At 59.2% G+C, this 24146-nt stretch carries 24 protein-coding genes and 1 pseudogene; 18 read left to right on the forward strand and 7 right to left on the reverse strand.

Annotation, left to right across the window (positions count from 1 at the left end; translation table 11 throughout):
- The first annotated feature begins 9 nt into the window (after positions 1–9).
- The 4 genes from ACZ1GU_RS03655 to ACZ1GU_RS03670 all read left to right on the forward strand — a co-directional run bounded on the left by ACZ1GU_RS03655 (position 10) and on the right by ACZ1GU_RS03670 (position 4827).
- Complete coding sequence (locus ACZ1GU_RS03655; protein ID WP_472646740.1) at positions 10–1119, forward strand: hypothetical protein; 1110 nt, start codon at positions 10–12, stop codon at positions 1117–1119.
- A 90-nt stretch (positions 1120–1209) separates the two neighbouring features.
- Positions 1210–2121: a sulfite exporter TauE/SafE family protein gene (locus ACZ1GU_RS03660; RefSeq protein ID WP_472646741.1), complete on the forward strand. Its 912-nt coding sequence runs from the start codon at positions 1210–1212 to the stop codon at positions 2119–2121.
- A complete protein-coding gene (locus ACZ1GU_RS03665; protein ID WP_472646742.1) occupies positions 2118–2882 on the forward strand; it encodes a TIGR02186 family protein in 765 nt (254 codons plus the stop codon). The genes ACZ1GU_RS03660 and ACZ1GU_RS03665 overlap by 4 nt, the downstream gene beginning before the upstream one ends.
- 97 nt (positions 2883–2979) lie before the next feature.
- Entirely contained in the window at positions 2980–4827 is a 1848-nt protein-coding gene (locus ACZ1GU_RS03670) for an ATP-binding protein (RefSeq protein WP_472646743.1), read from the forward strand.
- A 127-nt stretch (positions 4828–4954) separates the two neighbouring features.
- Here the strand turns inward: ACZ1GU_RS03670 and ACZ1GU_RS03675 are convergent, their stop codons facing one another.
- The 3 genes from ACZ1GU_RS03675 to ACZ1GU_RS03685 all read right to left on the reverse strand — a co-directional run bounded on the left by ACZ1GU_RS03675 (position 4955) and on the right by ACZ1GU_RS03685 (position 9599).
- A complete protein-coding gene (locus ACZ1GU_RS03675; RefSeq protein WP_472646744.1) occupies positions 4955–5692 on the reverse strand; it encodes a 7-carboxy-7-deazaguanine synthase QueE in 738 nt (245 codons plus the stop codon).
- Positions 5693–5881: 189 nt separating this feature from the next.
- Positions 5882–6802, reverse strand: a complete 921-nt coding sequence (locus tag ACZ1GU_RS03680; protein WP_472646746.1) for a hypothetical protein — start codon at positions 6800–6802, stop codon at positions 5882–5884.
- A gap of 4 nt (positions 6803–6806) precedes the next feature.
- Positions 6807–9599, reverse strand: a complete 2793-nt coding sequence (locus ACZ1GU_RS03685) for a valine--tRNA ligase (protein WP_472646747.1) — start codon at positions 9597–9599, stop codon at positions 6807–6809.
- 175 nt (positions 9600–9774) lie between these two features.
- Between ACZ1GU_RS03685 and ACZ1GU_RS03690 the strand changes: the two genes are divergently transcribed.
- The 4 genes and pseudogenes from ACZ1GU_RS03690 to ACZ1GU_RS03705 all read left to right on the forward strand — a co-directional run bounded on the left by ACZ1GU_RS03690 (position 9775) and on the right by ACZ1GU_RS03705 (position 13377).
- Positions 9775–10887, forward strand: coding sequence for an ABC transporter permease (locus ACZ1GU_RS03690; protein ID WP_472648703.1), 1113 nt, complete (start codon positions 9775–9777; stop codon positions 10885–10887).
- A pseudogene (locus tag ACZ1GU_RS03695) lies at positions 10887–11707 on the forward strand (ABC transporter ATP-binding protein). Before ACZ1GU_RS03690 ends, ACZ1GU_RS03695 begins: the two are co-directional and overlap by 1 nt.
- A gap of 42 nt (positions 11708–11749) precedes the next feature.
- Positions 11750–12697, forward strand: a complete 948-nt coding sequence (locus ACZ1GU_RS03700; protein WP_472646748.1) for an MlaD family protein — start codon at positions 11750–11752, stop codon at positions 12695–12697.
- A gap of 14 nt (positions 12698–12711) precedes the next feature.
- Positions 12712–13377, forward strand: a complete 666-nt coding sequence (locus ACZ1GU_RS03705; protein ID WP_472646749.1) for an ABC-type transport auxiliary lipoprotein family protein — start codon at positions 12712–12714, stop codon at positions 13375–13377.
- A 15-nt stretch (positions 13378–13392) separates the two neighbouring features.
- On the opposite strand, the gene ACZ1GU_RS03710 is transcribed toward ACZ1GU_RS03705, so the two are convergent.
- From ACZ1GU_RS03710 to crcB, 4 genes are read right to left on the reverse strand one after another with little or no spacing between them, the layout of a single operon-like run.
- Positions 13393–14088, reverse strand: a complete 696-nt coding sequence (locus ACZ1GU_RS03710; RefSeq protein ID WP_472646750.1) for an ATP12 family chaperone protein — start codon at positions 14086–14088, stop codon at positions 13393–13395.
- Complete coding sequence (locus ACZ1GU_RS03715) at positions 14085–14333, reverse strand: hypothetical protein (protein WP_472646752.1); 249 nt, start codon at positions 14331–14333, stop codon at positions 14085–14087. The genes ACZ1GU_RS03710 and ACZ1GU_RS03715 overlap by 4 nt, the downstream gene beginning before the upstream one ends.
- Positions 14330–16237: an RluA family pseudouridine synthase gene (locus ACZ1GU_RS03720; RefSeq protein ID WP_472646753.1), complete on the reverse strand. Its 1908-nt coding sequence runs from the start codon at positions 16235–16237 to the stop codon at positions 14330–14332. Before ACZ1GU_RS03720 ends, ACZ1GU_RS03715 begins: the two co-directional genes overlap by 4 nt.
- Positions 16234–16638 carry a fluoride efflux transporter CrcB gene (gene crcB / locus ACZ1GU_RS03725; RefSeq protein ID WP_472646754.1) on the reverse strand — a complete coding sequence of 135 codons (405 nt, stop codon included), beginning with the start codon at positions 16636–16638 and terminating at the stop codon, positions 16234–16236. Before crcB ends, ACZ1GU_RS03720 begins: the two co-directional genes overlap by 4 nt.
- 115 nt (positions 16639–16753) lie before the next feature.
- Here crcB and ACZ1GU_RS03730 point away from each other — a divergent pair, with 115 nt between their 5' ends.
- From ACZ1GU_RS03730 to gatB, 10 genes are all read left to right on the forward strand, one after another.
- Positions 16754–17296: a DUF5655 domain-containing protein gene (locus ACZ1GU_RS03730; protein WP_472646755.1), complete on the forward strand. Its 543-nt coding sequence runs from the start codon at positions 16754–16756 to the stop codon at positions 17294–17296.
- Positions 17297–17460: 164 nt separating this feature from the next.
- Complete coding sequence (rpsU, locus tag ACZ1GU_RS03735; RefSeq protein WP_006834591.1) at positions 17461–17667, forward strand: 30S ribosomal protein S21; 207 nt, start codon at positions 17461–17463, stop codon at positions 17665–17667.
- A gap of 119 nt (positions 17668–17786) precedes the next feature.
- Entirely contained in the window at positions 17787–18365 is a 579-nt protein-coding gene (locus ACZ1GU_RS03740; RefSeq protein ID WP_472646756.1) for an FKBP-type peptidyl-prolyl cis-trans isomerase, read from the forward strand.
- 12 nt (positions 18366–18377) lie between these two features.
- Complete coding sequence (gene gatC, locus ACZ1GU_RS03745; RefSeq protein WP_472646757.1) at positions 18378–18680, forward strand: Asp-tRNA(Asn)/Glu-tRNA(Gln) amidotransferase subunit GatC; 303 nt, start codon at positions 18378–18380, stop codon at positions 18678–18680.
- A gap of 1 nt (position 18681) precedes the next feature.
- Positions 18682–20163, forward strand: coding sequence for an Asp-tRNA(Asn)/Glu-tRNA(Gln) amidotransferase subunit GatA (gene gatA / locus ACZ1GU_RS03750; RefSeq protein WP_472646758.1), 1482 nt, complete (start codon positions 18682–18684; stop codon positions 20161–20163).
- On the forward strand, positions 20160–20606 hold the full coding sequence (locus ACZ1GU_RS03755) for an FkbM family methyltransferase (protein ID WP_472646759.1): 447 nt from the start codon (positions 20160–20162) through the stop codon (positions 20604–20606). The genes gatA and ACZ1GU_RS03755 overlap by 4 nt, the downstream gene beginning before the upstream one ends.
- A complete protein-coding gene (locus ACZ1GU_RS03760; RefSeq protein ID WP_472646760.1) occupies positions 20593–20934 on the forward strand; it encodes an FkbM family methyltransferase in 342 nt (113 codons plus the stop codon). The genes ACZ1GU_RS03755 and ACZ1GU_RS03760 overlap by 14 nt, the downstream gene beginning before the upstream one ends.
- A 152-nt stretch (positions 20935–21086) precedes the next feature.
- Positions 21087–22106, forward strand: coding sequence for a glycosyltransferase family 4 protein (locus ACZ1GU_RS03765; protein ID WP_472646761.1), 1020 nt, complete (start codon positions 21087–21089; stop codon positions 22104–22106).
- Positions 22099–22266 carry a glutamyl-tRNA amidotransferase gene (locus ACZ1GU_RS03770; protein WP_472646762.1) on the forward strand — a complete coding sequence of 56 codons (168 nt, stop codon included), beginning with the start codon at positions 22099–22101 and terminating at the stop codon, positions 22264–22266. The genes ACZ1GU_RS03765 and ACZ1GU_RS03770 overlap by 8 nt, the downstream gene beginning before the upstream one ends.
- 170 nt (positions 22267–22436) lie before the next feature.
- On the forward strand, positions 22437–23936 hold the full coding sequence (gene gatB / locus ACZ1GU_RS03775) for an Asp-tRNA(Asn)/Glu-tRNA(Gln) amidotransferase subunit GatB (protein WP_472646763.1): 1500 nt from the start codon (positions 22437–22439) through the stop codon (positions 23934–23936).
- Positions 23937–24146: the final 210 nt, after the last annotated feature.

Here is a 24146-nt window from a genome sequence, read left to right on the forward strand (position 1 = left end):
GCGCCACTGATGATGCTGGCTGCGGTGCTTACAGCGTGGGTCGGCGCGCGGGCAATGCTGTGGGAAAGCCCGTTCGCGCTTCCCGCCAATATCAGCGAAGTTGCTGAAGTGTTGCTCGCAGAGAATGAAGCCGGATCGGCGACGTTGCGTGCATCGGAGGATGCAGAGATGCAGCCGACAGCATTTTCTCCGCCGCAACTGGCTTCGCCCGTCTTAACCTTTGCAAAGCCGTTCGCAGACCAGAAACATGTCTACGAAAATCTGTTTTCTGCGCGTCCCCGGGTCGCTGCTGGTCATCAGATGCTGTTGATGGCTGCTATGGCACAAATTCCCATTCCGCGTGCGGTCGAAGACGCGTGGAGCTTTTCAAGATCTTCCGCCGCTGCGATGCAGGATCGTCCCGGCGCTGGGTGGAGTTTACCAGCGACGGATACGAAGCCATCTGGCGAGGATCGCTGGTCGGTGGACGCCTGGGCATTTTGGCGAGAGGGATCAAATTCGTCTCTCATTTCGCAGGGGCGCGTGCCAGTCTACGGCGCGAGCCAGGCAGGAGCCGTGCTGCAATATCGACTGGCACCGCAATCGGGCCACAACCCGCTCGCTTATTTGCGCGGCTATCGCGCATTGGTCAGCAATGGTGAAAGCGAAGGCGCCATGGGCCTGTCCGCCCGTCCGATTGCAAGCCTCCCATTGCGGGTCCACGCCGAGGCTCGATTGACCGATGGTTCGACTGACACCGAGTTGCGAGGCGCAGCTTTTGTCACGACTGAACTGCCTGCTGCGAAACTTCCGCTCGGCGCTCGAGCAGAGCTTTACGCTCAAGGGGGGTATGTCACGGGTCAGGCCGCGACTCCGTTTGTCGATGGCCAGCTGCATATCACGCGCGAAGTTGCACAGTTCGATCTATCCAAATCGAATTCGGCCAGACTCAGCATCGGCGGAGCGGGCTGGGCTGGTGCGCAGGATGGTGTACACCGCGCTGACCTGGGTCCAAGCGCGAGGATAGACCTGACCATCGGCCAGGTGCCCGCCCGCATTTCCGTCGATTGGCGCGAGCGGATCTCTGGAGATGCAGCTCCATCCTCAGGAATTGCAGCGACACTTTCGACACGTTTTTAGCTGACCGACAAGTCACACTTTCCTTAAAGCCGGTGACTTGGGCGCAGCATTGGCTTTTATCCGCGCTATCGCTGCGTTACGTGCAAATCTATGGATGTTTATCTACCCATTGCGAATCTATCGGTGAACGGTTTCGTCATCGTCGCATTGGGTTTTATAACAGGCATCCTCTCTGGCCTGTTTGGCGTCGGCGGTGGTTTCCTTACGACACCTCTGCTGATCTTTTACGGCATTTCACCCACGGTCGCCGCAGCGTCCGCGGCCACGCAGGTGACCGGCGCGAGCGTCTCTGGCGTGCTTGCGCATAGTAAGCGCAACGGTGTCGATTACCGCATGGGTCTGGTGATGGTCGGCGGCGGTGTCTTGGGCGCGATGTTTGGCGCGCTCCTGTTCCGTTTCTTGCAAGCGGTTGGACAGATCGATGTCGTGATCAACATCCTCTACGTCGTGATGCTCGGCACCATTGGCGGTCTGATGATGCGCGAGGCAATCGAGGCGTTATGGCCTCGAGAAGGGGCTAGCAAGCAACCGCGCAAACGTCGGCATCACCCCATGGTTGCCAGCCTGCCGATCCGATGGCGATTCTACCGCAGCGGGCTCTACATCTCGCCTTTGGCACCGTTGATTCTCGGTGTGCTGGTTGGCATTCTAACCATGCTGATGGGAGTGGGGGGCGGCTTCATTCTCGTGCCAGCTATGCTCTATTTGCTCGGTATGAGCGGAAATGTTGTGGTGGGCACGTCGCTGTTCCAGATCCTGTTTGTGACAATGGTAACGACCATGACACACGCGCTCACCACCAAGGCGGTTGATATCGTTTTGGCGGGATTGCTTTTACTCGGATCGGTAATGGGCGCGCAATTCGGCACGCAGATCGCTTTAAAGGCACGGCCTGAGCTGCTGCGCCTGATTTTGGCTGCGATTGTTATTCTGGTGGCGCTCCGAATGCTGTACGGCCTCGGCATCCAGCCGGACGAAATCTACACGGTAGACTTGCTGTGAAGTTGGGATTTCGCCTCGGATTTGTGCTGTTTGCCGCATTTGCGCTGTCTGCGCAGCGCGAGCCCATTCTGGTCCCAGAGGTAAGTCAGAACCGCGTTGAGGTTCGGCAAGGCTTCACCGGGGCCAACCTTTTGCTTTACGGTGCAATTCTTGACCCCGCCGGACCTGCAAGGGGCACAGAATACGACATTGTCGTCGTGCTAAAGGGACCGACGGAAGCGATCCGGCTGCGGGAAAAAGAACGCATTGCCGGCATCTGGATGAACGCGGGCAGCTCTGACTTCCGCTCTGCCCCGTCCTTTTTCGCGGTTGTTGCCTCAAGCCCGATCAGTGAGATTGTGGATGAGCGAACGGCGGCAATTTATGAGCTAAGCACAGATTTCATCCAGCTCAGCCCCTCCGGAGAGATCGAACCAGAAGAACAATTGCGATTTGCCAGCGGACTTGTCGAGATGCGCGAACGTCTGGGTCTCTACAAGCAGGACATGGACGGCGTTCGGATCACCGAAAAGGTGCTGTACCAAGCGCGAATTTCGCTCCCCTCGAATGTGACGACCGGGCGATACACGGCGGAGACCTTCGCGATTGCCGATGGCAGGGTTTTAGCGAGCGCAACCGCGGATATCGAAGTGGAGAAAGTCGGGCTGGAAGGTCGGGTGGTCTATGCGGCTGACCGCTTCTCGCTGCTCTACGGTCTTGGGGCGATTTTGCTGTCGGTCTTCATGGGATGGTTTGCTGGCCGCGTCTTTGCCCGGCTTTAGTCGAAACGTAACAAGGCACGCTTCATCTTTGTTGACGCGATCTTAACCTAAATATCGCATCACCCACTCTGATACGAGTTTGGGGAAAGACTAGCTCATGAATGATATGGGTAATCAGGGATTTGGCCGGTCAGAGGCCAGTGGATCGCGCGCAACCGATGGCGCGGAAGAAGCGCTTGCGCAAATTCGCCCGGCGCCTCAACCCGCCGGGACTCCGCCGCAATCAGAGACACCAACGCAGCTGTCGACAGCTCCGACCCAGCCACCAGCCTCTTCGCAGGCAGGCACGGCTCCTGCTGCGTCTCCACCACCGCAGTCAAAGCCAAAGACAGATACCGAGTGGGACAATTCCAAGCACCCCATTGGTATCGTGCTCGAAGTTTCGGGCGCGGGATCGCAAATCGCGGTCGATTTGAAGCGTCTCAACCAATGTATGCAAGATGAGGATCCTTCGATTGCGCTCGCCGGTCAGGTGGGCAGCCAGATCAAGATCCGCGTTGGTGACGCTTGGCTGCTCGCCAACGTTCGCGACCAAAAGAAAGATCGCCGCAACGAAAACAGCATTACAGCGAGCATCGACTTCCTCGGTGAAGGTCAGGAAGAGAAGCTGACTGGCCGTATCCATGGGTTCCGTCGCGGTGTGACCCGCTATCCGGTCCCGGGTGCGATGGTTTATCCTGCGACGACTAAAGACCTTGAGCAAATCTACGCCAGCGATGGCCGCGCCAACATCACGATCGGAACCGTCTATCCCACCAAGGACATCCGAGCCGGCCTCTATATCGACGCGATGCTGGGCAAGCACTTCGCGCTGCTCGGCTCGACCGGTACCGGTAAATCGACCAGCGCCGCGCTGATCCTTCACCGCATTTGTGAGGCCGCGCCTAAGGGTCACATCGTGATGATCGACCCTCACGGCGAGTATTCCGCAGCGTTCCGCCAGACCGGCCAGATTCTCGATGTGTCAAACCTGCAAATGCCGTATTGGCTGATGAACTTCGAGGAGCACTGCGAAGTTCTTCTCACCAGCGATGGCAATGAGCGGCAGGTTGATGCCGATATTCTCGCCAAGTGTTTGCTCCACGCGCGGGGAAAGAACCGCTTGGCCGAGCATATGGGCAAGATCACAGCGGATTCGCCAATTCCCTATCTTCTGTCCGACCTTGCGACCAAGCTGCAGGACGAGATGGGTAAGCTCGACAAAGCCACTTCGTCTGCGCCGTATATGCGGATCAAGGGCAAGCTCGACGAGCTGAAAGCCGATCCGCGCTATCAGTTCATGTTCTCCGGCATGCTCGTTGGTGACACCATGGCTGACTTTATCGCTAAGGTGTTTCGCATGCCAGGCGATGGCAAACCAATCTCGATCATCGACGTTTCAGGCGTTCCATCCGACATCACCTCGACCGTGGTCGCAGTGCTTAGCCGCCTCGTGTTCGACTTCGCCATCTGGGGCCGCGAAGAGAAGCAGCGTCCAATCCTGCTCGTTTGCGAGGAAGCTCACCGCTATGTGCCAAGCGAGAAGAATGCCGACGGTTCATCCGTTGCAGACATTCTCAGCCGGATCGCAAAAGAGGGCCGCAAATACGGCATCTCACTCGGCCTCATCACGCAGCGCCCATCCGACTTGGCCGAAGGCGTGCTGTCGCAGTGCGGCACGATCCTCTCAATGCGTCTCAACAACGACCGCGACCAAGCCTTCGTAAAGGCAGCCATGCCGGAAGGCGCGCGCGGTTTCCTCGACTCCATCCCCGCACTGCGTAACCGCGAGGTCATCATCTGCGGCGAGGGTGTGGCTATTCCGATCCGCGTGAGCTTCGATAACCTCGAAGAGAGCAAGCGTCCGGCGTCTGAAGACCCGAGCTTTGTCGAGCTCTGGAACGAGGCCGGCGGTGAAGAGGAAGTCGTCGACCGCGTTGTCCAGCGCTGGCGTAGCCAAGGCTAGGGTTTTAATGCTCCGCACCCCATCCGGGGTGCGATATCCTCGCTCATGCGATCAAAGATCGCGTCGCTCTGGGCAGCCGCTTGGCCTTGCGGGCCTATGGCCCGTTCTGTGTTCCAAGACCTATACATCACGTTCCTCTTTCATCCCCGTAGAGGTGGATGTGCAGCCGGTCTGACATGCGAAACCCGTGCTTCACGCATAGCGGCGCGAGCCATTCCTCGCGCGCTCGCAGCGTCTCGCTGTCCGTCCCTTCAGGCATCAGGAAGACGTGTCCCGGCTTGAAGCGATAGCGCTTTTGCAGGGCAAGCACTTCGTCAACATCCTCGGGCGAGGCGATCACGAACTTGAAGTAGGCGCGCGGATCGCTCGCATAGTGATCGAGCCGCTCGGGGATCAGCGCAAGGTCCGCGTCATTGCCCGAATGCGCCAGCTTGGGACTGACATTGTACTGATCGACGCGGATGTCGACATGCGCATTCGCCTTGGTCGTGCCGTTGGTCTCGATCTCGATCTCCATGTCCGGGAGCTCAGCCAGCAAGTCTGCCAGCGCGCCCGCCTGCATCAGGGGTTCGCCACCAGTGATTACGAGCCGCTTCTTCCTCAGCGCGAGGATGCGCATCGCGGCATCGCCGACATTGAGCGTCACCTGATTGGCTTTGCGGTCATAGGTGACACCATCGCGGTGTTCGCGCTCATCACCCTCGAAGTGCCAGGTGTAGGCCGTATCGCACCAGGTGCAGGCGAGGTTGCAGCGCGACAGCCGCACGAAGGCGACCGGCATGCCTGCGCTCGGCCCTTCGCCTTGGAGAGAGGCGAAGATCTCCGGCCTTCCGTTGTCGTCTGTGGCCAGCACTAGGTCAGCCATTTGCACCTCCACTCATCGCTCGTAAGCCACACATGGACCGCATGTTACACGGTCCTGAGGCAAAGTCCCCTTCGTTCACAGACACGCCTTTTGATCGAGTGAAGCGAACAATCGAGGCAAGATTGAGTGTGTCCAAAGCCATGCCGTCCTGGTGCCACGAATGCCGAGCGTAGGAAATGTGCGAAGCGGTCACGGAAAATCCCATTCGTCGAGATACCAGCCGCCATCTTCGCTGCGCCTTACGGTCGCCAAGTAGCTCCAATGCCACTCCAATTCTTGAGCTGTATATTCAAACACGCAGTAATCCTGCGCCGAGCACGATATCTTGGTCAGCTTGTGATCGGACTTGAACGCCTGGCGGCTCAAGCTCGGTCGTTCATCCTCCTCGCCATGGTCACCGCCGCCATCAATCGGGACAAGTCTGATGCCAACTTTTTCGGCTTGGTTTGAATAGATATGGTCGGCGATCTCCTCGCGAATATGCGCGTCAATTGCCTCGCGCTCGGTCCAGCCGAGCCGCGTCATCGACAAAGCTGCATTTTGCGCGTTGGGACCCATTGGTTCGAGAATCGCCTCCAGCACCAGCTCCTGCCCCTTCCAGTTGCGAACCTGGCCGAAGAACTCGATTATTCCCACATGGGGATCAAACTGACCCAGCTCTGGATCGGTGAAAGCGACAGGCTTGAGGATGCTGTTTGCCGCAGCCGTCACTTCATCATCGGGTGAGGCCGGCAGCACCACGGCTAGCTCTGCCTGGGCGGATTGCGGGCCACCCGTTTCGCCGCGAAAGTTGACCCCGTCTTTGACCATGAAGCGGACGAGGCCGTTTTCAAGAAACTGGTCGGCAATCGCTTGAAGCTCAGCGAGCGAAGACGCTTCGAATGATACCCACAAAATCGTCGTATCAACCGGTTCCTTGCCTTGACGCCAAGCCGCCATTCGAACCGATTGTGAAAATTTGTCGCCGTCATTGAGCGGCGCGAGGTAGTAGTCCAGGTCGCGCACCACACCGGTGACGATGACCCGCTCTTCGACTTCTTTCGCCTTTCCAGGCGACGCGATCCCCGTTGGTATCGCCACCGCCAGCACGAGCAGGAAGGCGCGTAGCATTGGCCTACCCCAACCGCGCGAGCGCGCCTTCGAGCCGTCCGACCTCGGCTGAGTGATGCGCGAAGTCGGCCTTTGCTTTCTCGACCGCTTCTGGCTTGGCGCGTTCCACGAAATTGGCGTTGCCAAGCCGGCCTTCCAAAGACTTTACCTCTTTGCGAGAGGTTTCGAGCGCCTTTTCGAGACGGGCCTTTTCTGCGTCGATGTCGATCACCCCGGCCAGATCGACTAAGATCACATCACTGCCAACAGCAATTTCCATGGCCGGTTTGGGAACCGGACCCGGCAGGTTCTGATCGCCGATCTGCCCTGTCATTACGAAAGGCCCCACACGCGATAACCGCTCCATGGCGGCGGCACCGTTGCCGCCCAGAACCTTGCGCGCGAGTTCCGAAGGATTTGGGATCACGGCTTTCAGTTTTGTACCGGGCGGGATGCCGATTTCGTTGCGAGCGGTGCGCGCATTGGCGACGAATTCGATCGTCCAGTCAATCGCATCGGTCGCTTCTTTTGACACTTCGGCGCGCGGATCAGGCCATTTGGCGGTGATCAGCGGATAGTCGCTACGATCCATACCGTTAAGCGTGCCTTGCGCATGCCAAAGTTCTTCGGTGATGAAGGGCATAAAGGGGTGCAGCATGACGAGGATCTGGTCGAGCGCCCATCCGGCCACTTCGCGCGTTTCGGCAATCGCGGCGTCGGATGCGGGTGGCTGAATATCGTCTTTGACTAGAACCGGCTTGATCAGTTCGAGATACCAGTCGCAAAACCGGCTCCAGGTGAACTGATAAATCGTGTTGGCTGCCGCATCGAAACGGAGATCCGCCATCGCCTTGTCCAGCGCATCAAGTGTCTGCTGTACTTCGCCGATGATCCATTGGTTTACCGCCATGCGCGCCTTCGGCGCTTTCACGGTGCTGGATGCGCCAATGCCATTGGACTGGCAGAAACGCGTCGCATTCCAGAGCTTTGTCGCGAAATTGCGGTATCCTTTGACCCGCTCATTATCCATTTTGATATCACGGCCTTGGCTTTCCATCGCCGCCATAAAGAACCGCAGCGCATCGGCGCCGAACTCGTCAATCAGGCCGAGCGGATCGACAACATTGCCCTTCGACTTGGACATTTTCGCGCCGTCTGCCGCGCGCACAAGGCCGTGCAGATACAGCTTAGGCCAGGGCGCTTTGCCCATATTGTACTGCCCCATCATCATCATCCGCGCGTCCCAGAAGAACAGGATGTCAAAGCCGCTGATCAGCAGATTGTTGGGGAAGTGCTTTTCGAGCAGATCGGTCTCGTTGGGCCAGCCAAGCGTGGCGAAAGGCCACAGGGCGGAAGAGAACCACGTGTCGAGGACGTCGGGGTCTTGAGTTAGGGTGACGCCAGCGCCTGCTTTGCTTTGCGCTTCTTTCTCAGACAGGGCGACATAGACCTCGCCCTGATCATCAAACCAGGCCGGAATCCGGTGGCCCCACCACAGCTGGCGGGAAACGCACCACGGCTGGATGTTCTCCATCCAGTTGAAGAAGGTTTTCTCCCAGCTTTGCGGGATGAGGTCAATCTCGCCCGACTTCACCTGCTCAATCGGTTTCGCCGCGAGCTTTTCCGCATCGACATACCATTGGTCGGTCAGCCAAGGCTCAATCACCACGCCGCCGCGGTCGCCAAAGGGCGTCGCGATGGTGCGCGGTTCGGCGTCAAGTTCTTGCTCCTCACCCTTTTTGGTCTTGGTGATGTGCGGGATGAGGAAGCCTTGCTCCTTCAGTCGCTCGATCACCAATTCGCGCGCGCCCGGCGTGCCGTCGCGTTTGAAGCGGTGTAGGCCTAGGAATTCATCTGGCACCAGCCCGTCGGCGGTCTGGCAGACATTGGCATCGCCATCCAGCATGTTGAGCATGTCGCCCGCTGCGATCCCGGCGCGCTTGCCGACTTCGAAGTCGTTGAAATCGTGCCCCGGCGTGATCTTCACCGCGCCTGAACCAAGCTCGGGATCGGCGTGCTCGTCCGCGACAATCGGCACTTTGCGGCCCGTGATCGGCAGCACGACATGCTTGCCAATAACGCTCTCATAGCGCTCGTCGCTTGGGTGAACCGCGACCGCCATGTCGGCCAGCATCGTCTCGGGCCGGGTGGTCGCAACCTCGATGTAATCGCGGCCATCGGATAGGGTCACGCCGTCTTCCAGCGGATATTTGAAGTGCCAGAAACTGCCCTTCAAATCCTGCGTTTCGACCTCGAGATCGCTGATCGCGGTCTTTAGCTTCGGGTCCCAATTGACCAGCCGTTTGTCGCGGTAGATCAGGCCATCATTGTAGAGATCGACGAAGGTCTTGAGCACCGCTTTCGTAAAGTGCTCGTCCATCGTGAATTGTTCGCGTGACCAGTCCATTGAGCAGCCGAGCCGGCGCAGCTGGCGCGTAATCGTGCCGCCGCTTTCGTGCTTCCACTCCCAAACCTTGTCGACGAATTCTTCGCGCGAATAATTGGTGCGCTTGTCCTGGCGCTCTTCCATTTGGCGCTCGACCACCATTTGCGTGGCAATCCCGGCGTGATCGGTGCCGACGACCCACAGTGCGTCCTTACCGCGAAGCCGCTCATAGCGAACGACGATGTCTTGCAGCGTATTGTCTAGCGCATGGCCAATATGCAGCGACCCGGTCACATTTGGCGGCGGGTTCACGATGGTGAAGGGTTCCGCATCCGGACGCTCAGGCCGGAACAGGCCTTTTTCTTCCCAATGCTGGTACCAGCGCGCCTCGATATCGGCGGGATCGAACGTGGTTGGCAGTCTGTCGGTCATTGTTCTGCTTGCGTGCTCGCTTTTGCTCGCGGAAGGCTCCGGTCCCGCCGAGAAAACTCAAATCCTCAAACCCCTCCAATACAGTCACTATTGTGCGACGCAACGAAGAGTTTCGCGTCTTGGGCCGACTACTGGCTTGTTTGCTGGGCGATTTATCCGCATAGCTGGCGAGGCTATGGAAGGGGCAGCGCAATTTTCGCTCGATGAAGAGGAGACGGGACAGACCCGTCTCATGCTGCAAGGCTCGTTGCTTGTCTCCACTATCGGCGCGCTCGATCATAAGCTTGAAGCGCTGGGCGGAGCGTTCGACCTCATAGACCTGTCAGAAGTCGAGGACATCGACACAATCGGCGCGTGGGTGATGTGCCGCCTTGCCGCGCGCAATGAGGCCGAGATCGTCGGCGCCAGCGAGCGCGCGAAGCGGCTGCTCGATGCGGTTGAAGACGCCGGAAACGAAGCTGAACTGCGCCCGCCGCGCCTGCCCGTGTGGGAGCGCGTGCCGCAGGGGATGGGCGAATTGGTGCTCGGTATGCGCGCCGGAATCGTCGGCGTGGTTGGCTTTCTGGGCCGCGTGCTGATCGGCTTTGGTCAGCTGGCCGCCAATCCAAGCCGCTTCCCTATGAAGGCGATGGTGCGCCAGATGGAGCTGGTCGGCGTGTCGGCACTGCCGATCATTGGTTTGATGAGCTTCCTGATCGGGATTGTGATCGCCCAGCAAGGCGCAGTGCAATTATCGCAATTCGGCGCCGAGACGCTGACGGTGAACCTTGTCGGACGGATCACCCTGCGCGAACTCGGCGTGCTGATGACAGCGATCATGGTCGCAGGTCGCTCAGGCAGCGCCTTTGCCGCGCAATTGGGCACGATGAAACTTACCGAAGAGGTCGACGCGATGCGCACAATCGGCATCTCTCCAGTCGAAAGGCTGGTGATCCCGCGCATTCTCGCCGCGACATTCATGATGGTGCTGCTGGGCTTCTACGCCTCTATCGTAGCGATCATCGGCGGCGCGGTCGTCGGGCAATTTGCCCTTGGCATACCCTTCTTCACGTTTCTCGAGCGCATTCAGGAGGTTGTGCCAACGCATGACCTTTGGGTGGGCCTCATCAAAGCGCCCGTCTTCGGCCTCATAATTGGCCTCGCAGGCTGCTATCACGGCATGCGCGTGCAGGGGAATTCCGAGGAAGTCGGACGGCGCACGACCTATGCGGTGGTCTCGGCAATATTTGCGGTCATCGTGCTTGATGCGTTCTTCGCGGTGTTCTTCACCGAAGTAGGGTGGGGCTGATGGACGATACGCTCAACCCGCGCTTCAGCGGCGAACCGCCAGTGGTGGTGCATAACCTCAAGAATCAGTTCGGCGATTTCGTCGTGCATGAGGATCTCTCACTCGAAGTTCAGGAAGGCGAGATCATCGGCGTGGTCGGAGGCTCGGGCACCGGCAAGTCTGTCCTGATGCGCTCGATTATCGGGCTGCAAACGCCCACTGCCGGCGATATCTCGGTTTTCGGACGAAAGATCACCGGCATAGATCCCGACCAAGATCTCGGTGTGCGCTGCCGCTGGGGGTGATGTTTCAGGGCGGTGCGCTGTTCTCAACCCTAACAGTGGGCGAGAATGTCGAAGTTCCCTTGAAGCAATTCTACCCGGACATCGACCCGCAGCTGCGCCGTGAAATCGCGCGCTATAAAGTTCTGCTCTCCGGCCTGCCGGAAGAGGCCGTGGCAAAATACCCATCCGAGCTTTCGGGCGGGATGAAGAAGCGCGCAGGCCTGGCCCGAGCGCTCGCGCTCGACCCGGAGCTGCTGTTCCTTGACGAGCCAACGGCTGGTCTCGACCCGATTGGCGCAGCAGCCTTCGACCACCTGACCAAGGAACTTAAAGAGACACTCGGTCTCACCGTTTTCCTCATCACTCACGATCTCGATACGCTTTACGAGATTTGCGACCGGGTGGCGGTGCTGGCAGACAGACAGGTCGTGGCGGTCGGCACGATTCCAGAGCTGATCGCGACCGGACATCCCTGGATCGAAGACTATTTCAACGGCCCGCGCGGGCGCGCCGCACTGGCAACGCATGATCGCGGCGAACAACAGGCGAAAGGGTAAAGGCATGGACAAGCCAGCGCCCTTGAGTTCATAGGGAAACCAATGGAAACACGGGCCAATCACCTTTGGGTAGGAGCGGTAACGCTGGTTTTGTTGGCAGCGCTGGCAGCCTTCATCGTCTGGATCGCGCGGCTGGGGCAGGGCGAGCAGAACGAATATGACATCTTTTACGCGCAGTCGGTTTCCGGCCTCGCCAACGGTTCTCAAGTCTCGTTTGCCGGTGTTCCGGTCGGTCAAGTGAAAGAGATTTCCCTCTCGCAAGATGATCCCGAATTTGTGCGCGTTCGCATTCGTGTCAAAGAAGACGTGCCGATCCTGGTGGGCACCGAAGCGCAAATACAGGCAAGCTTCACCGGGGTTTCAACGATCCTGCTCGATGGCGCGCGCAAGGATGCGCCTGCCATCACCTGCGAAACCACCGCTTGTCCCGAAGGACGTCCGGTGATTCCGCCGGGACGCGGCGGGATTGGCGAGATTTTTGCGAGCGCGCCATTGCTGCTTGAGCGGCTGGCGACATTGACCGAGCAATTGAACACGATCCTAGGGCCGGAAAATCAGGAACAAATCTCCGGTATCCTAAGCAACACCAACCGCCTGTCGGGCGAGCTGGCCAATGCAGCGCCTCGGCTGGAAGGAACCTTTGCTGAGCTGGAAAACGCACTCGCCGAAGCTGCGCAGGCGCTTGATGCATTCGAGAAAGTGACCGCTTCGACCGACAATCTCTTGAACAACGAAGGTCCGGCCTTGTCGAAGGAACTACGCGGTACGCTCGCCTCGGCCAATCTCGCAGCGGCGGAGCTCGCCAAGACGCTAGAAGACACGCGGCCCGCAGCGCGGCAACTGCGCGAGAGCACCATTCCAAATGCAGAGGCGACTTTACAGGATTTGCGCGCGACCAGTCGTGCGCTGCGCAATGTGACGGAAAAGCTCGATGATCGCGGTGTCGGCGCGCTGTTGCAGGGGCAACCATTGCCGGATTACGAGCCTTGAGGGGGCATGACAGAATGAGCCGTTCACCCAACCGTTCTGATTCGATGACGCGCGCGCTCAAATGGGCCGTGCTTGCGCCGGCTGCGCTTGCTTTGTCCGGCTGTCTCAGCCTGGGCGCGGAGCCGCCCGAGAGCCTGCTGACGCTGACCGCGAGCGAGACTGCGCCCAGCGGGCAGGGCGGCCCGATCGTCAACGCTGACGCAATATTCGTCGCGACCCCTGAAGTGCCGGCTCGGCTCGATGTGACCCGCATCCCCGTGCAGGTGAGCGCCAATGAAATCGCCTATTTGCAGGATGCGTTTTGGGTCGAGAAACCCGCTCGCCTTTTCCGCCGATTGGTCGGCGAAACGATCAGAGCGCGCAGCGGTGTCCTGGTGCTCGACACCGATGATGCGCCATTGAACGCAAAGATCGCCATTCGCGGGACCTTGCGCGAGTTCGGCTATGACGCGACACGTTCAGCCGTCATCGTGCGCTATGATGCCATCTTTTCAAGCGATCAGGGGTCAGATGACAGCCGCTTTGCGACGCGCCGTTACGAAGCTGTGGTGGAAGGCGTGACGCCCGATCCGTTGTCCGTCGGCGAAGCCCTGAACCGCGCGGCCAACCAGGTGGCGCAGGAGCTCGCCAGTACTTTGGTGGAACAGTCTGCGGCAGCGGACACTGCCGAGTCCGAATAGACTGCGCTTTGCGGGTTAGCTGCGGGCGAGCGTCAGGAATTCATGCGCTTTAAGAAAGTCGTTGCGACGCTTGGCGCGGCGTTCTTCGGCCTCATGGTCGCGGCCCCAGAGATCCGCCTGCCATTCTTCCTCTAGTGACGCTGCGAGCCATAGGTTCTCCACATCCGCATCGGGCTCGTTCGACAGGATCGCGATGCTGAGCGAGGCCGAGAGGGCGGTGATGGTTTCGAGCGCAGCGAGCGCGAAGGGCGATTGGTCAGTGATCCGGGCCTTTAGGCCAGCGAGCGTTTCTTCGCTTTGCGGCTTGTGCATGATGCCGCTCACGCGGGTGAACGCGATTTCATCGTTCCTTTCAAGTTGGGCAAGCAGCGGCTCCCACACCTTTTGCTGGCGAGCGTAAAGCGCGTCTTCTGGGTCAGCGCGATAGCAGAGCGTGTCAGTCTCACCGTAGCTCAGCAGCTTGGCGATCGTCTCCTCGCGTGCGCCGCTGACAATGTCGATCGCGTAGTCGGCCATGTCGCGAAAGATGAAGCACGCCGTGTCTATCTCCTCGCCTTGGTCGGCCCATTCGCGCGCCATCGCGTTGGCGAGAGATTCGGTTGGCACAATTTGAGGCGCGCCTTTGACGGTCTTTATGCCGCGCCCGTCGAGCGCAGTTTGCCAGCCATCACCGTTTTGGGTGACGCTAACCTCTTCATAGAAGCGCTTCATTGCCGGTCGTTATCCTGCTCGCCGCGCTTCCAATGGCGCACCAAAGCGTAAGGTCCGAAGAAGAAGCCTATCGCTCCGGCAAAGCAAAGCAAATAGGCAAGTGCGTCGGGATATCCTTCGATCGCACCCTGCGTCATCGCGATGCCGATCATGGCAATGATAATCGAGACGATGCGCGCAGCGTTCATCATGCCGACGCGCTGCATTGCTTGCTGCTCTTTCTCTTGCGGTGTCAGGTCGCTCACAGCAATCTCTCCAATTGGGCGCCGAGTTCGTCCATTGTGTTTGCGACACTCAATGCACCGGCGTCGCTCAATTCGTGCGCCTTGTGATAGCCCCAAGCGACGCCAATGCTGCGGATATTGGCTTCGCGCGCCATCACGATGTCGAAAGTCGTGTCGCCGATCATCACAGTGTCGGCGGGCTGAGCGCCTGCCTCGAACACGGCGGCCTCCAGCATGGCCGGATGGGGTTTGGACGGGTGGCGGTCGGCGGTTTGCAGCGAGACAAAGTGGTCGCGAATATTGTGTGCGGCGAGCACAGACTCAAGCCCGCGATCCGATTTGCCGGTGGCGACCGCGAGCTGCCATCCGACCTCGCGCAAACCATCGAGCAATTCGCGCATCCCATCGAACAAGGGCTCGTGCAGCAAGCCTTCCTGACGGCGCGCGAAATAGCCCGATTTGTAGAACTCGACTACATGGCGGACGTCATCCTCGCCAAGGCCTGGCGCGAGCTTGCGGATCGCCACCGGCAGGCTTAGCCCGACAATGCGGCGCACTGCATTGCGGCTCGGCTGTTCGAACCCAGCGCGGGCAAAGGCTTGTTCCATCGTGTCGCAGATATCGGCCTGCCCATCGACCAGAGTGCCGTCGCAATCGAATACGGCGAGTTTTGGTCTACCTTGGGGCGCTCTCATTTGCGCTTGCCCGCTGGTTTTCCATTGGGTTTGCCCGAACGCTTGGAGGGCTTGCGCTTCTTTCCTCTTGGGTCGCCGCCGGTATTGCCGCGCGTACCGGCTCGTGCGGGATTTTCGCTCGCCCCTACGATCCTTCCGGTATTGCTTGGCATGCTGGCGCGCCGCCTGCTTTTTCTCTGCCTTCGTCTTTTCCGGCGCGAGATCGAGCCGCGGATCGGCATCGCTCGCATTCTCGTCAAAGCCGAGCGCTTCCATGCTGGCTGCGAAATGCTCTGGTAGCGGCGCGGTGACGTCCAGCCTGCCGCCGCCCGTCTCCTTGCCACCGGTTGCCCCGCGTCCGGGCTCGGAAATGATCAGCCGACGCGCATGCAAGTGCATTTTGCGGCTGATGCTGCCTGTCAAAAACGCATCCTGCCCGCCATATTTGCCATCGCCGACAATCGGGTGTCCAATCGCCGCCATATGCACGCGCAGCTGGTGCGTGCGTCCGGTCAGCGGCTCAAGCTCGACCCAGGCGGTGCGGTTGCCTGCTCGCTCGACGACGCGATAGCGGGTCTTGGCCGGCTGGCCGTTCTCCTCATCGACATGCATCTTCTCGCCGCCGGTCCCCGGCTGCTTGGCTAGTGGCGCGTCGATAGTCCCTTGCGGCACTTCTGGAATGCCGACGATCAGCGCCCAATAGACCTTGCGCGCGCTGCGCCCGGAAAAGCGCTTGGAATAGCTCGCCGCGGCGCCCGGAGTGCGCGCGATCAGCAGCACGCCCGACGTATCCTTGTCGAGCCGGTGGACGAGGCGCGGACGCGGAGTGTCCTCATCCTCGACAAAGGCATCAAGCAGCCCGTCGACATGCTTGGTCGTCTTGCTGCCACCTTGGGTGGCAAGGCCTGGAGGCTTGTTCAGTACAATCGCGGTTTTGGTCTCGCGGATGACCATATCTCTGGCTTGGCTAATTTCGTCGGCGGTCAACTCGCGGCGACTTTTTGGAGCCTTGCCGCCCGACCTTTGTTCGCCGCCTGGAGGAACGCGCAGCACCTGCCCTTCGGCCAGACGATCTTCGGGCTTGGCACGCTTGCCATCGACCCGCAGCTGACCAGTGCGGGCCCAGCGCGACACGGTTGCAAAGCCAATCTGCGGCAGATTGCGCTTGAACCAGCGATCGAGCCGGATGCCGTCATCGTCCTCGCCAACAGTGAACTGGCGGACATTGGCATCTGCGTCAGACTTGCTCATGCCGCACCTCGCACGATCACAAGGCCAGCATAGAGCGCGGCCAGACCGGCGATCACCGAAATGCCAGCATAGGTGACCGCGAGGCCTGACTGTCCACGCTGGAACAGCAGCAACAATTCGAGGCTGAACGCGCTGAATGTCGTGAAGCCGCCGAGCAGTCCTACGCCTAGGAGCAGGCGCAGGCTCTCATTCGCACCGCCCTCGCGCGCGAGCCAGCCGAACAGCAGGCCCATAGCGAGGCTGCCGAGCACATTTACACTCAGCGTTGCCCACGGGAAACCGCCGGGCGAAGCCAGTGCGTGCGTCACCGCGCGGCCCAATTGATAGCGCGCAGCAGCGCCAATCGCGCCGCCCAGTGCGACATAGCCCGTGGCCAGTAATGGAGAGACAGAAGAAGACATTGCGAGGCTCTTAGACGCGGTCAGGCCGTTCGTCATCTGCGCATTGCGATGAGGGGAATTTTATAGTCGCACTCAAATCTGTTATCCTGACCTGGTTCGCACGAGGGAGGGCGTGATGGCTACACCAGAACAGCAACTTGCGACGATGGTCGCCAACATTCCGGAAAAGACGGGCAAGTCCTTGCAGGACTGGATCGAGATCATCGAAAAATCGGGCCTACAAAAACATGGTGAGATCATGGGCCTGCTCAAGGGCGAGTATGGCGTGTCGCACGGCTTTGCCAATCTGTTGATTTCGAAGTCGAAGGAGAGCGATGAAGAGGTTGATCTGGTCGCAGAGCAATATTCTGGCGCGAAAGCGGGGCTGAAGCCGATCCACGATGCGATCGTGCTCTATGCCAATGCGCTCGGCGGCGATGTCGAGATTGCACCCAAGAAGGCCAGCGTGAGCCTTCGGCGCAAGAAGCAATTCGCCTTGATCACACCGGCCACGAAGTCTCGCATCGATCTTGGCTTGGCGTTGAAAGGCGAGGAGCCTGCCGGACGGCTGGAGGCATACAATGCGATGTGCAGCCACCGCGTGAGGTTGGAGAGCACGGCTGAATTCGACGATGAGGTGAAAGCGCTGGTGCAAGAGGCCTACAACCGGGCTGGCTGAATCGCGCAAATGCTTGCCAAAATAGTCGGTAATGGCTAATACCCCGCCATGTGAGTGCGATCCTGCATGGGATTCGCACCAAAGTTACATTCATTTTCTGCGCTATTCCGCGCGTTTCGCGGGGTTCGGCGCTGTTGCGAGATAAGGTAAGGTAGTAGTCGTTTATGCAAATCATGGTTCGCGATAACAATGTCGATCAAGCTCTCCGCGCGCTCAAGAAGAAGCTGCAGCGTGAGGGCGTTTATCGCGAAATGAAACTGCGTCGTCACTACGAAAAGCCAAGCGAAAAGCGCGCCCGTGAAAAGGCTGCTGCCGTTCGTCGCGCTCGCAAGCTTGAGCGTAAGCGCATGGAGCGCGACGGTATCAAGTAATTTGCGTGGCAATTCAGGCGAAATCAGCTTGAATGCCAACACGTGATAAGCCATCAGGGCGCGGTTCAATACCGCGCCCTTTTGCTTTGTAGGCGCCCTCACTCAATCAGGATCATTTCATGGCCGAAGTTACCCGCGTTCCCTTGCAGCCGATTGCCAAAGGCTCGCTATCCAAATTGTGGCTTGGCGTGCTCGTTGCCATCCTGATTGGCGGCGGCCTTGCATGGGCTGCAATCCCCAAGGGGCTGAGCATCGATACGATCACCGCTGGCGAAGGCGCGATGCCTAGCGAGGGCGACATGGTGTTCGTCAAATATACCGGAAAACTGGCAGATACCGGCGAAGTGTTCGACGAATACACGCCGATCCCGCTACCGGTTGAGGGCATCTTTCCCGAAGGATCGCCATTCCCGGTAGAGGAAGGCGCAACGATCCCAGGTTTTTACCAAGCGCTGCAACAGGTGCAAAAAGGCGGCAAATACGAAATCTATATTCCTGCCGATCAGGGTTATGGCAGCTCTCCGCCGCCAAATTCTCCCATCCCGGCTGATGCCGATCTGATCTTTGATCTAGAGGTTGTCGACTTCATGGGCCGCGAAGAATTCGAACGTAAACTGGGCATCTTGCAGCAGGCCTTGGGAGCGCAGCAGGGCGCGCCCGCTGGCGAGCCGCAAGCGGCGCCTGTTCCACAGCAATAAGCAGGACTGACCATGTCGGTAGACAAACAGACCGTCGCCAAAATCGCCGGGCTCGCGCGTATCAAGATGGGTGATGATGAGCTTGAGCGAATGGTGCCAGAGCTCAACAATATCCTCGAATGGGTCGAGCAATTGGGTGAAGTCGACACCAGCGGCGTCGAGCCGATGAGCGCGGTGATCGAAAACGACCTGCGCCTGCGTGACGATGTGATTGATGCCGATCCGAAGACAGCAGGTGGGCGGCGCGAGGATGTGCTCGCCAATGCGCCAGCTGCAGAGCACGGCTTTTTCGGTGTTCCCAAGGTGATCGAATAGAATGACTGATGTTACCAATCTTGGTGTGAAGGCCATCCGCGATGGAGTCGCGGCAGGCGATTTCACCGCGCGCGAAGTCGCGGAAGGTTTCAACGCGGCGGTCGAGGCCGCAAGCGCGCTCAACGCCTTTATCGTCGCGACGCCTGATGCAGCGCTCGCAGCAGCCGACGCGGTCGATGCGAAGCGCGCAAAGGGCGAAGCGTTGGGCGCGATGGGCGGCGTGCCGATCGGCATGAAGGATCTGTTCGCAACGCATGGTGTGCAAACCACTGCGGCCTCGCACATCCTCGAGGGGTTCAATCCGCAATATGAAAGCACCGTCTCGCAGAACCTGTGGGATGCGGGCGCTGGCATGCTGGGCAAGCTCAATCTCGACCAGTTCGCCATGGGAAGCTCGAACGAGACGAGCTATTTCGGTAACGTTTCTTCGCCTTGGCGTAAGGAAGGCACCAATGCGGCGATGAGCCCCGGCGGCTCTTCGGGTGGTTCATCGAGTGCCGTCGCGGCGCGGATTGCGCCTGCTGCGACCGGCACAGACACTGGCGGTTCAATCCGTCAGCCTGCCGCCTTCACCGGCATTTGCGGGATCAAGCCGACCTATGGCCGCTGCTCACGCTGGGGCGTCGTGGCGTTTGCCTCTTCGCTCGATCAGGCCGGCCCGATGGCGCGTTCGGTTGAGGATTGCGCGATCATGCTCGGCGCGATGGCCGGATTCGATCCCAAGGACGCGACCTCACTGAAAGTCGATGTGCCCGATTGGGAAGGCGCTTTGTCAGCTGACTTCAAAGGCAAAAAGGTCGGCATTCCGCGCGAATACCGTATGGACGGAACCGATGAGGCAATCCTAGCGAGCTGGGAGCAGGGCAAGGAATGGCTACGCGATGCAGGCGCCGAGATCGTCGATGTCTCGCTGCCTCACACCAAATATGCGCTGCCCGCTTACTACATCATTGCGCCTGCCGAGGCGTCCTCGAATCTCGCGCGCTATGACGGCGTGCGCTACGGTTTGCGCGATCTGCCAGAGGGCGCTGGCTTGCAGGACATGTATGCCGAGACCCGCGCGGCTGGCTTTGGTGATGAGGTCAAACGCCGCATCCTGATCGGCACCTATGTGCTGTCGGCAGGCTTTTATGATGCCTATTACAATCAGGCGCAAAAGGTGCGCGCACTGGTCGCGCAGGATTTCGACAAGGCATGGGAAGAGTGTGATCTGATCCTCGCGCCGACCACGCCAACGGCGAGCTTCCCACTGGGATCGCTCGATGCCGACCCGCTGACCATGTATCTGAACGACGTCTTCGCAGTGCCCGCCTCGCTTGCTGGCCTGCCAGCCATGTCAGTTCCGGCGACGCTCAACCCCGATGGCTTGCCTTTGGGGCTGCAATTGGTCGGCAAGGCGTTTGACGAGCAAAGCGTGCTGAACGCTGGCCTCGCGATCCAGCAGCGCGCCGGGTTCGACCATGCGCCGGAGAAGTGGTGGTGAGATTATGGACCCAGGCGCAGCGGACGATAAAGCGGTTCAACCGACTGAGATCTGAAGCTGGGCTTGGACCAAGTCTGCACTGGCTGACGGCGACAATCCTGCGTCGCCGCCGCGTGATCGCTATCACTATTCGCGGCATTCCGATTGAGATCAGGGCGGTAACGTCTGATCTCGAAGCAGCACTCGATTCCCTTTGCGGTGAATTTGATGAATTGATCGAACGCATGCCGCGCTTGGAGCATGATTTTATCATCGACGCCGGGGGCTATATCGGTTCGGCAGCGATCGTTTTTGCGCGAGCCTATCCCGATGCGACTATCGTTTCAGTAGAGCCGAGCCCTGACAATTTCAGGATGCTAGAGCGCAATACCAGGCGTTATTCGACGATCATCCCGGTCAATGCTGCGATTGCGGTACGAGCAAAGCGCATTGCAGCTCTATGATCGCGGCATGGGGGAGTGGGGGTATTCGCTAGTCGCCGATCCCGCTGCTTCGACGCCATCAGTTCTTGCGACGGTCGATTGCGTTTCGGTCGAAGCCTTGCTGGCCCGCTATGGCAAGGCTGGTGTCGATATAATCAAGCTCGACATAGAGGGCGGCGAATACGCATTGTTCAGCGACAATATTGATTGGATCGTCAAGACTGAGGCGATCTGCATAGAATTGCACGACAGGGTCGTCGCAGGGGCGAGCGAGGTCTTTGCTGCAGCAACAAAGGGACGGCGCAATGTTGCGATGGAGGGGGAGAAGATGCTCTCCCTTATCCGATAATGCGCATCGCTGTTGTCGCCGGCGGTGATCCTCGTGACAGACGAATCTTTTCCGGAACGACCCGATCAATTCTCGATGCTCTGACCGAGGAAATCGGTCAGGTGGAGACGGCCTTTCCCCGTCGCCATCGAGCGGTAGATTTCGCAAGCAAGGTGAGTCGCAAGATCACTGCGCAACGCTACGATTTGCGACATTTGAGCTGGCTTGAAGACGCTCTGGCGAATGACGCACTCGGTCAGCTTCGCGCCAAGCGCATTGATCTAGCCATAGTGGTCGCCGCCAGTGCGCTCGCAGCGCGGCTCGGACGTCACTTTCCAACCGTCCATATTTCTGACACGACCTTTGCGTTGATGCGCGATTTTTATCCGAGCTTTCGCGCAATGTCGGAGGTGCAGGCGCGCCATGCTGAGGCCAATGAGCGCGCAGCAATTGCCAACGCCGCATTAGTCTCAGTCTCCTCTCCGTGGGCGGCAAGGTCGGTCATTGGCGAATATGGCAAGCCGAAAGAACGCGTCCTAACCGCCCCGTGGGGGTGCAATTTTGCACCGGTTGCGCGTCAACAGGTCAAGTCGCAGGTCGATGACGATAAGCTGTGCCGACTGCTCTTTGTCGGTCTGGATTGGCAGCGCAAAGGGGGCGATATCGTCTTAGAAACTGCCAAGATACTGGATCGAGAAGGATTTCCGTTCCGAGTCGATTTTGCTGGAGCAGCGCCAGCCCAAATGCCCCACATGGAGCAACTGCAATTCCATGGCGTCTTGCGCAAAGGTGATATTCAGCAGGAACGCCAACTCATGTCGCTGTTTCGCGAGGCGTCTTTCTTGTTCCTTCCCACCCGGCAGGATTGCACCCCGATGGTGTTCGCCGAGGCCAACGCCTATGGCGTGCCGGCGATCAGCGCAGATGTAGGAGGCGTGTCGGGAGTGGTGCAGCACGGCATAAACGGTTTGCTACTGCCTTCTGAAGCGAAAGCGTGCGATTTTGCCGAGGCCATCATACAAGCCTGGCGTGATCGCACTTCCTATCTGGCGCTACGCAAAGGCGCCCGTAATGCCTATGAGACGGAGTTTAATTGGGGCATTTGGGCAAAGCGTTTTCGGCAGGCTATTGAAGTGCTGCCTGAATTGACGCACATGCGGCCCGAACAGCCGATGAGACAAGCAAATGAGTGATCAGACCGCTTTGACAATTGCCGGTATTGGGATTGCGATTGCGGTCCCAGCGACTTTCATGTTCGCCAATTGGGTGCGCAAGAATGTCGATCACGGCGAAGCGCGGTTTGGGCTAGATGGCAAGGTGATAGAGGATAAGGACAAAAGGGAAGGCGAATAGTTGGAAGAGCTCCTACTCCTCCCCGTCCTTCTTGCGGTCGCCATAGCTAAGCTCATTGTCCTTCTCATCGCTGATGTCTGCGGTTGGGCAATGGGACTGGGCTGGAGGCATTATTCGCAGAAGCGGGCGGCACAAAAGGCCGAAAAGAAGAAGCTGAAAGAGACGTTCAAATGAGTAATTACTGCATCCAAGGCGCAACCGGCCAATGGGAGGTCGTGATCGGCCTCGAAGTACATGCGCAGGTCACCAGCCAGTCAAAGCTGTTCTCGGGCGCTTCGACCGCTTTTGGCGCAGAGCCGAACACGCAGGTCAGTCTGGTCGATGCGGCCATGCCCGGAATGTTGCCCGTGCCGAACGCGGAATGCATCCGTCAGGCGGTGCGCACCGGCATGGCGATCAAGGCGGAGATCCACAAATGGTCGCGTTTTGACCGCAAGAATTACTTCTATGCCGATCTGCCGCAGGGCTATCAGATTTCACAGCTCTACCACCCGATTGTGGGGGAAGGGCAGCTGCTGGTCGAGGCGGACGAAAAGTCCGGCATTCCTGAAGACAAGGTAATCGGGATCGAGCGCATCCATGTCGAGCAGGATGCGGGCAAGCTGATGCACGATCAGCACCCGACCATGTCCTATGTCGACCTCAATCGCAGCGGCGTCGCCCTGATGGAGATCGTCTCCAAGCCAGACATGCGCTCGCCCGCTGAAGCCGGCGCCTATGTCCGCAAGCTGCGCAGCATCCTGCGCTATGTTGGAAGCTGCGATGGCAACATGGAAGAAGGCTCGATGCGCGCCGACGTCAACGTTTCGGTGCGCAAGCCGGGCGAGGAGTTCGGGACGCGGACCGAGACGAAGAACGTCAACTCGGTGCGTTTCGTCATGCAAGTGATCGAATATGAAGCGAACCGCCAAGTCGATGTGCTGGAAAGCGGCGGCACGGTGGATCAGGAAACGCGCCTGTTCGACGTTGCCACCGGCACGACGCGGACGATGCGAAGCAAGGAAGACGCGCATGATTACCGCTACTTCCCCGATCCCGACCTGCTGCCGGTGGTGCTAGAGGATGACTTCCTTGAGGAATGCCGCGCATCGCTGCCCGAACTGCCCGATGCCAAGCGCGTCCGGTATGAAACCGAGCTGGGCCTTACGCCTTATAATGCACGCGAGTTGACCGCAGAGGTGGAGACCTTTGCGCGGTTCGAGACTTTGCTGAGCGCGGCGGCGGAGGCCATCGGCAAGCCGGAAACTAAGGTCGCAACGCAGGTCGCCAATTGGGCGCTGTCGGTTGCGCCGGGCGTGGTGAAGGGCCTTGGCGATGAGGCTGACCTGTCGAACTCTACCCCGCAGGCGCAGGCCGCGATCCTCAAGATGCAGGATGCTGGTGAGATTTCGGGCGGACAGGCGAAAGAGATTTACGAGATCGTACTGCGCGAAGGGCGCGACCCGGCTGAAATCGCCGAAACTGAGGGGCTCAAGCAAGTCTCCGACACCGGCGCTATCGAAGCGGCGATCGACGATATCCTTGCGGGCAATCAGGACAAGGTCGAGCAATATAAGGCCGGCAAGGACAAGCTGTTCGGCTTCTTCGTCGGTCAGACAATGAAGGCGATGCAGGGCAAGGCGAACCCGCAAGTGGTGAACCAGATCCTGAAGAGTAAGCTCGACGGCTAATCGCGCCGCCCAAAAACTCGGATATTCCTGATACGGACGCGGTTTGGGCGGCTCTCAGTCGCCATTGCGGCGTCCCGCTCATTCATATTTTTCTTGGCTCTCCGCATGTTTGAGGGAGGCGCGGCGGCGCATATCCACTCGATTCATCCTTCTTTTTGATATTGCGATTGACTTGCAATAGCGTGAGTCCTAGTCCGCTTTTTAACGGAC

The sequence above is a fragment of the Erythrobacter sp. HA7-11 genome (assembly GCF_055693605.1).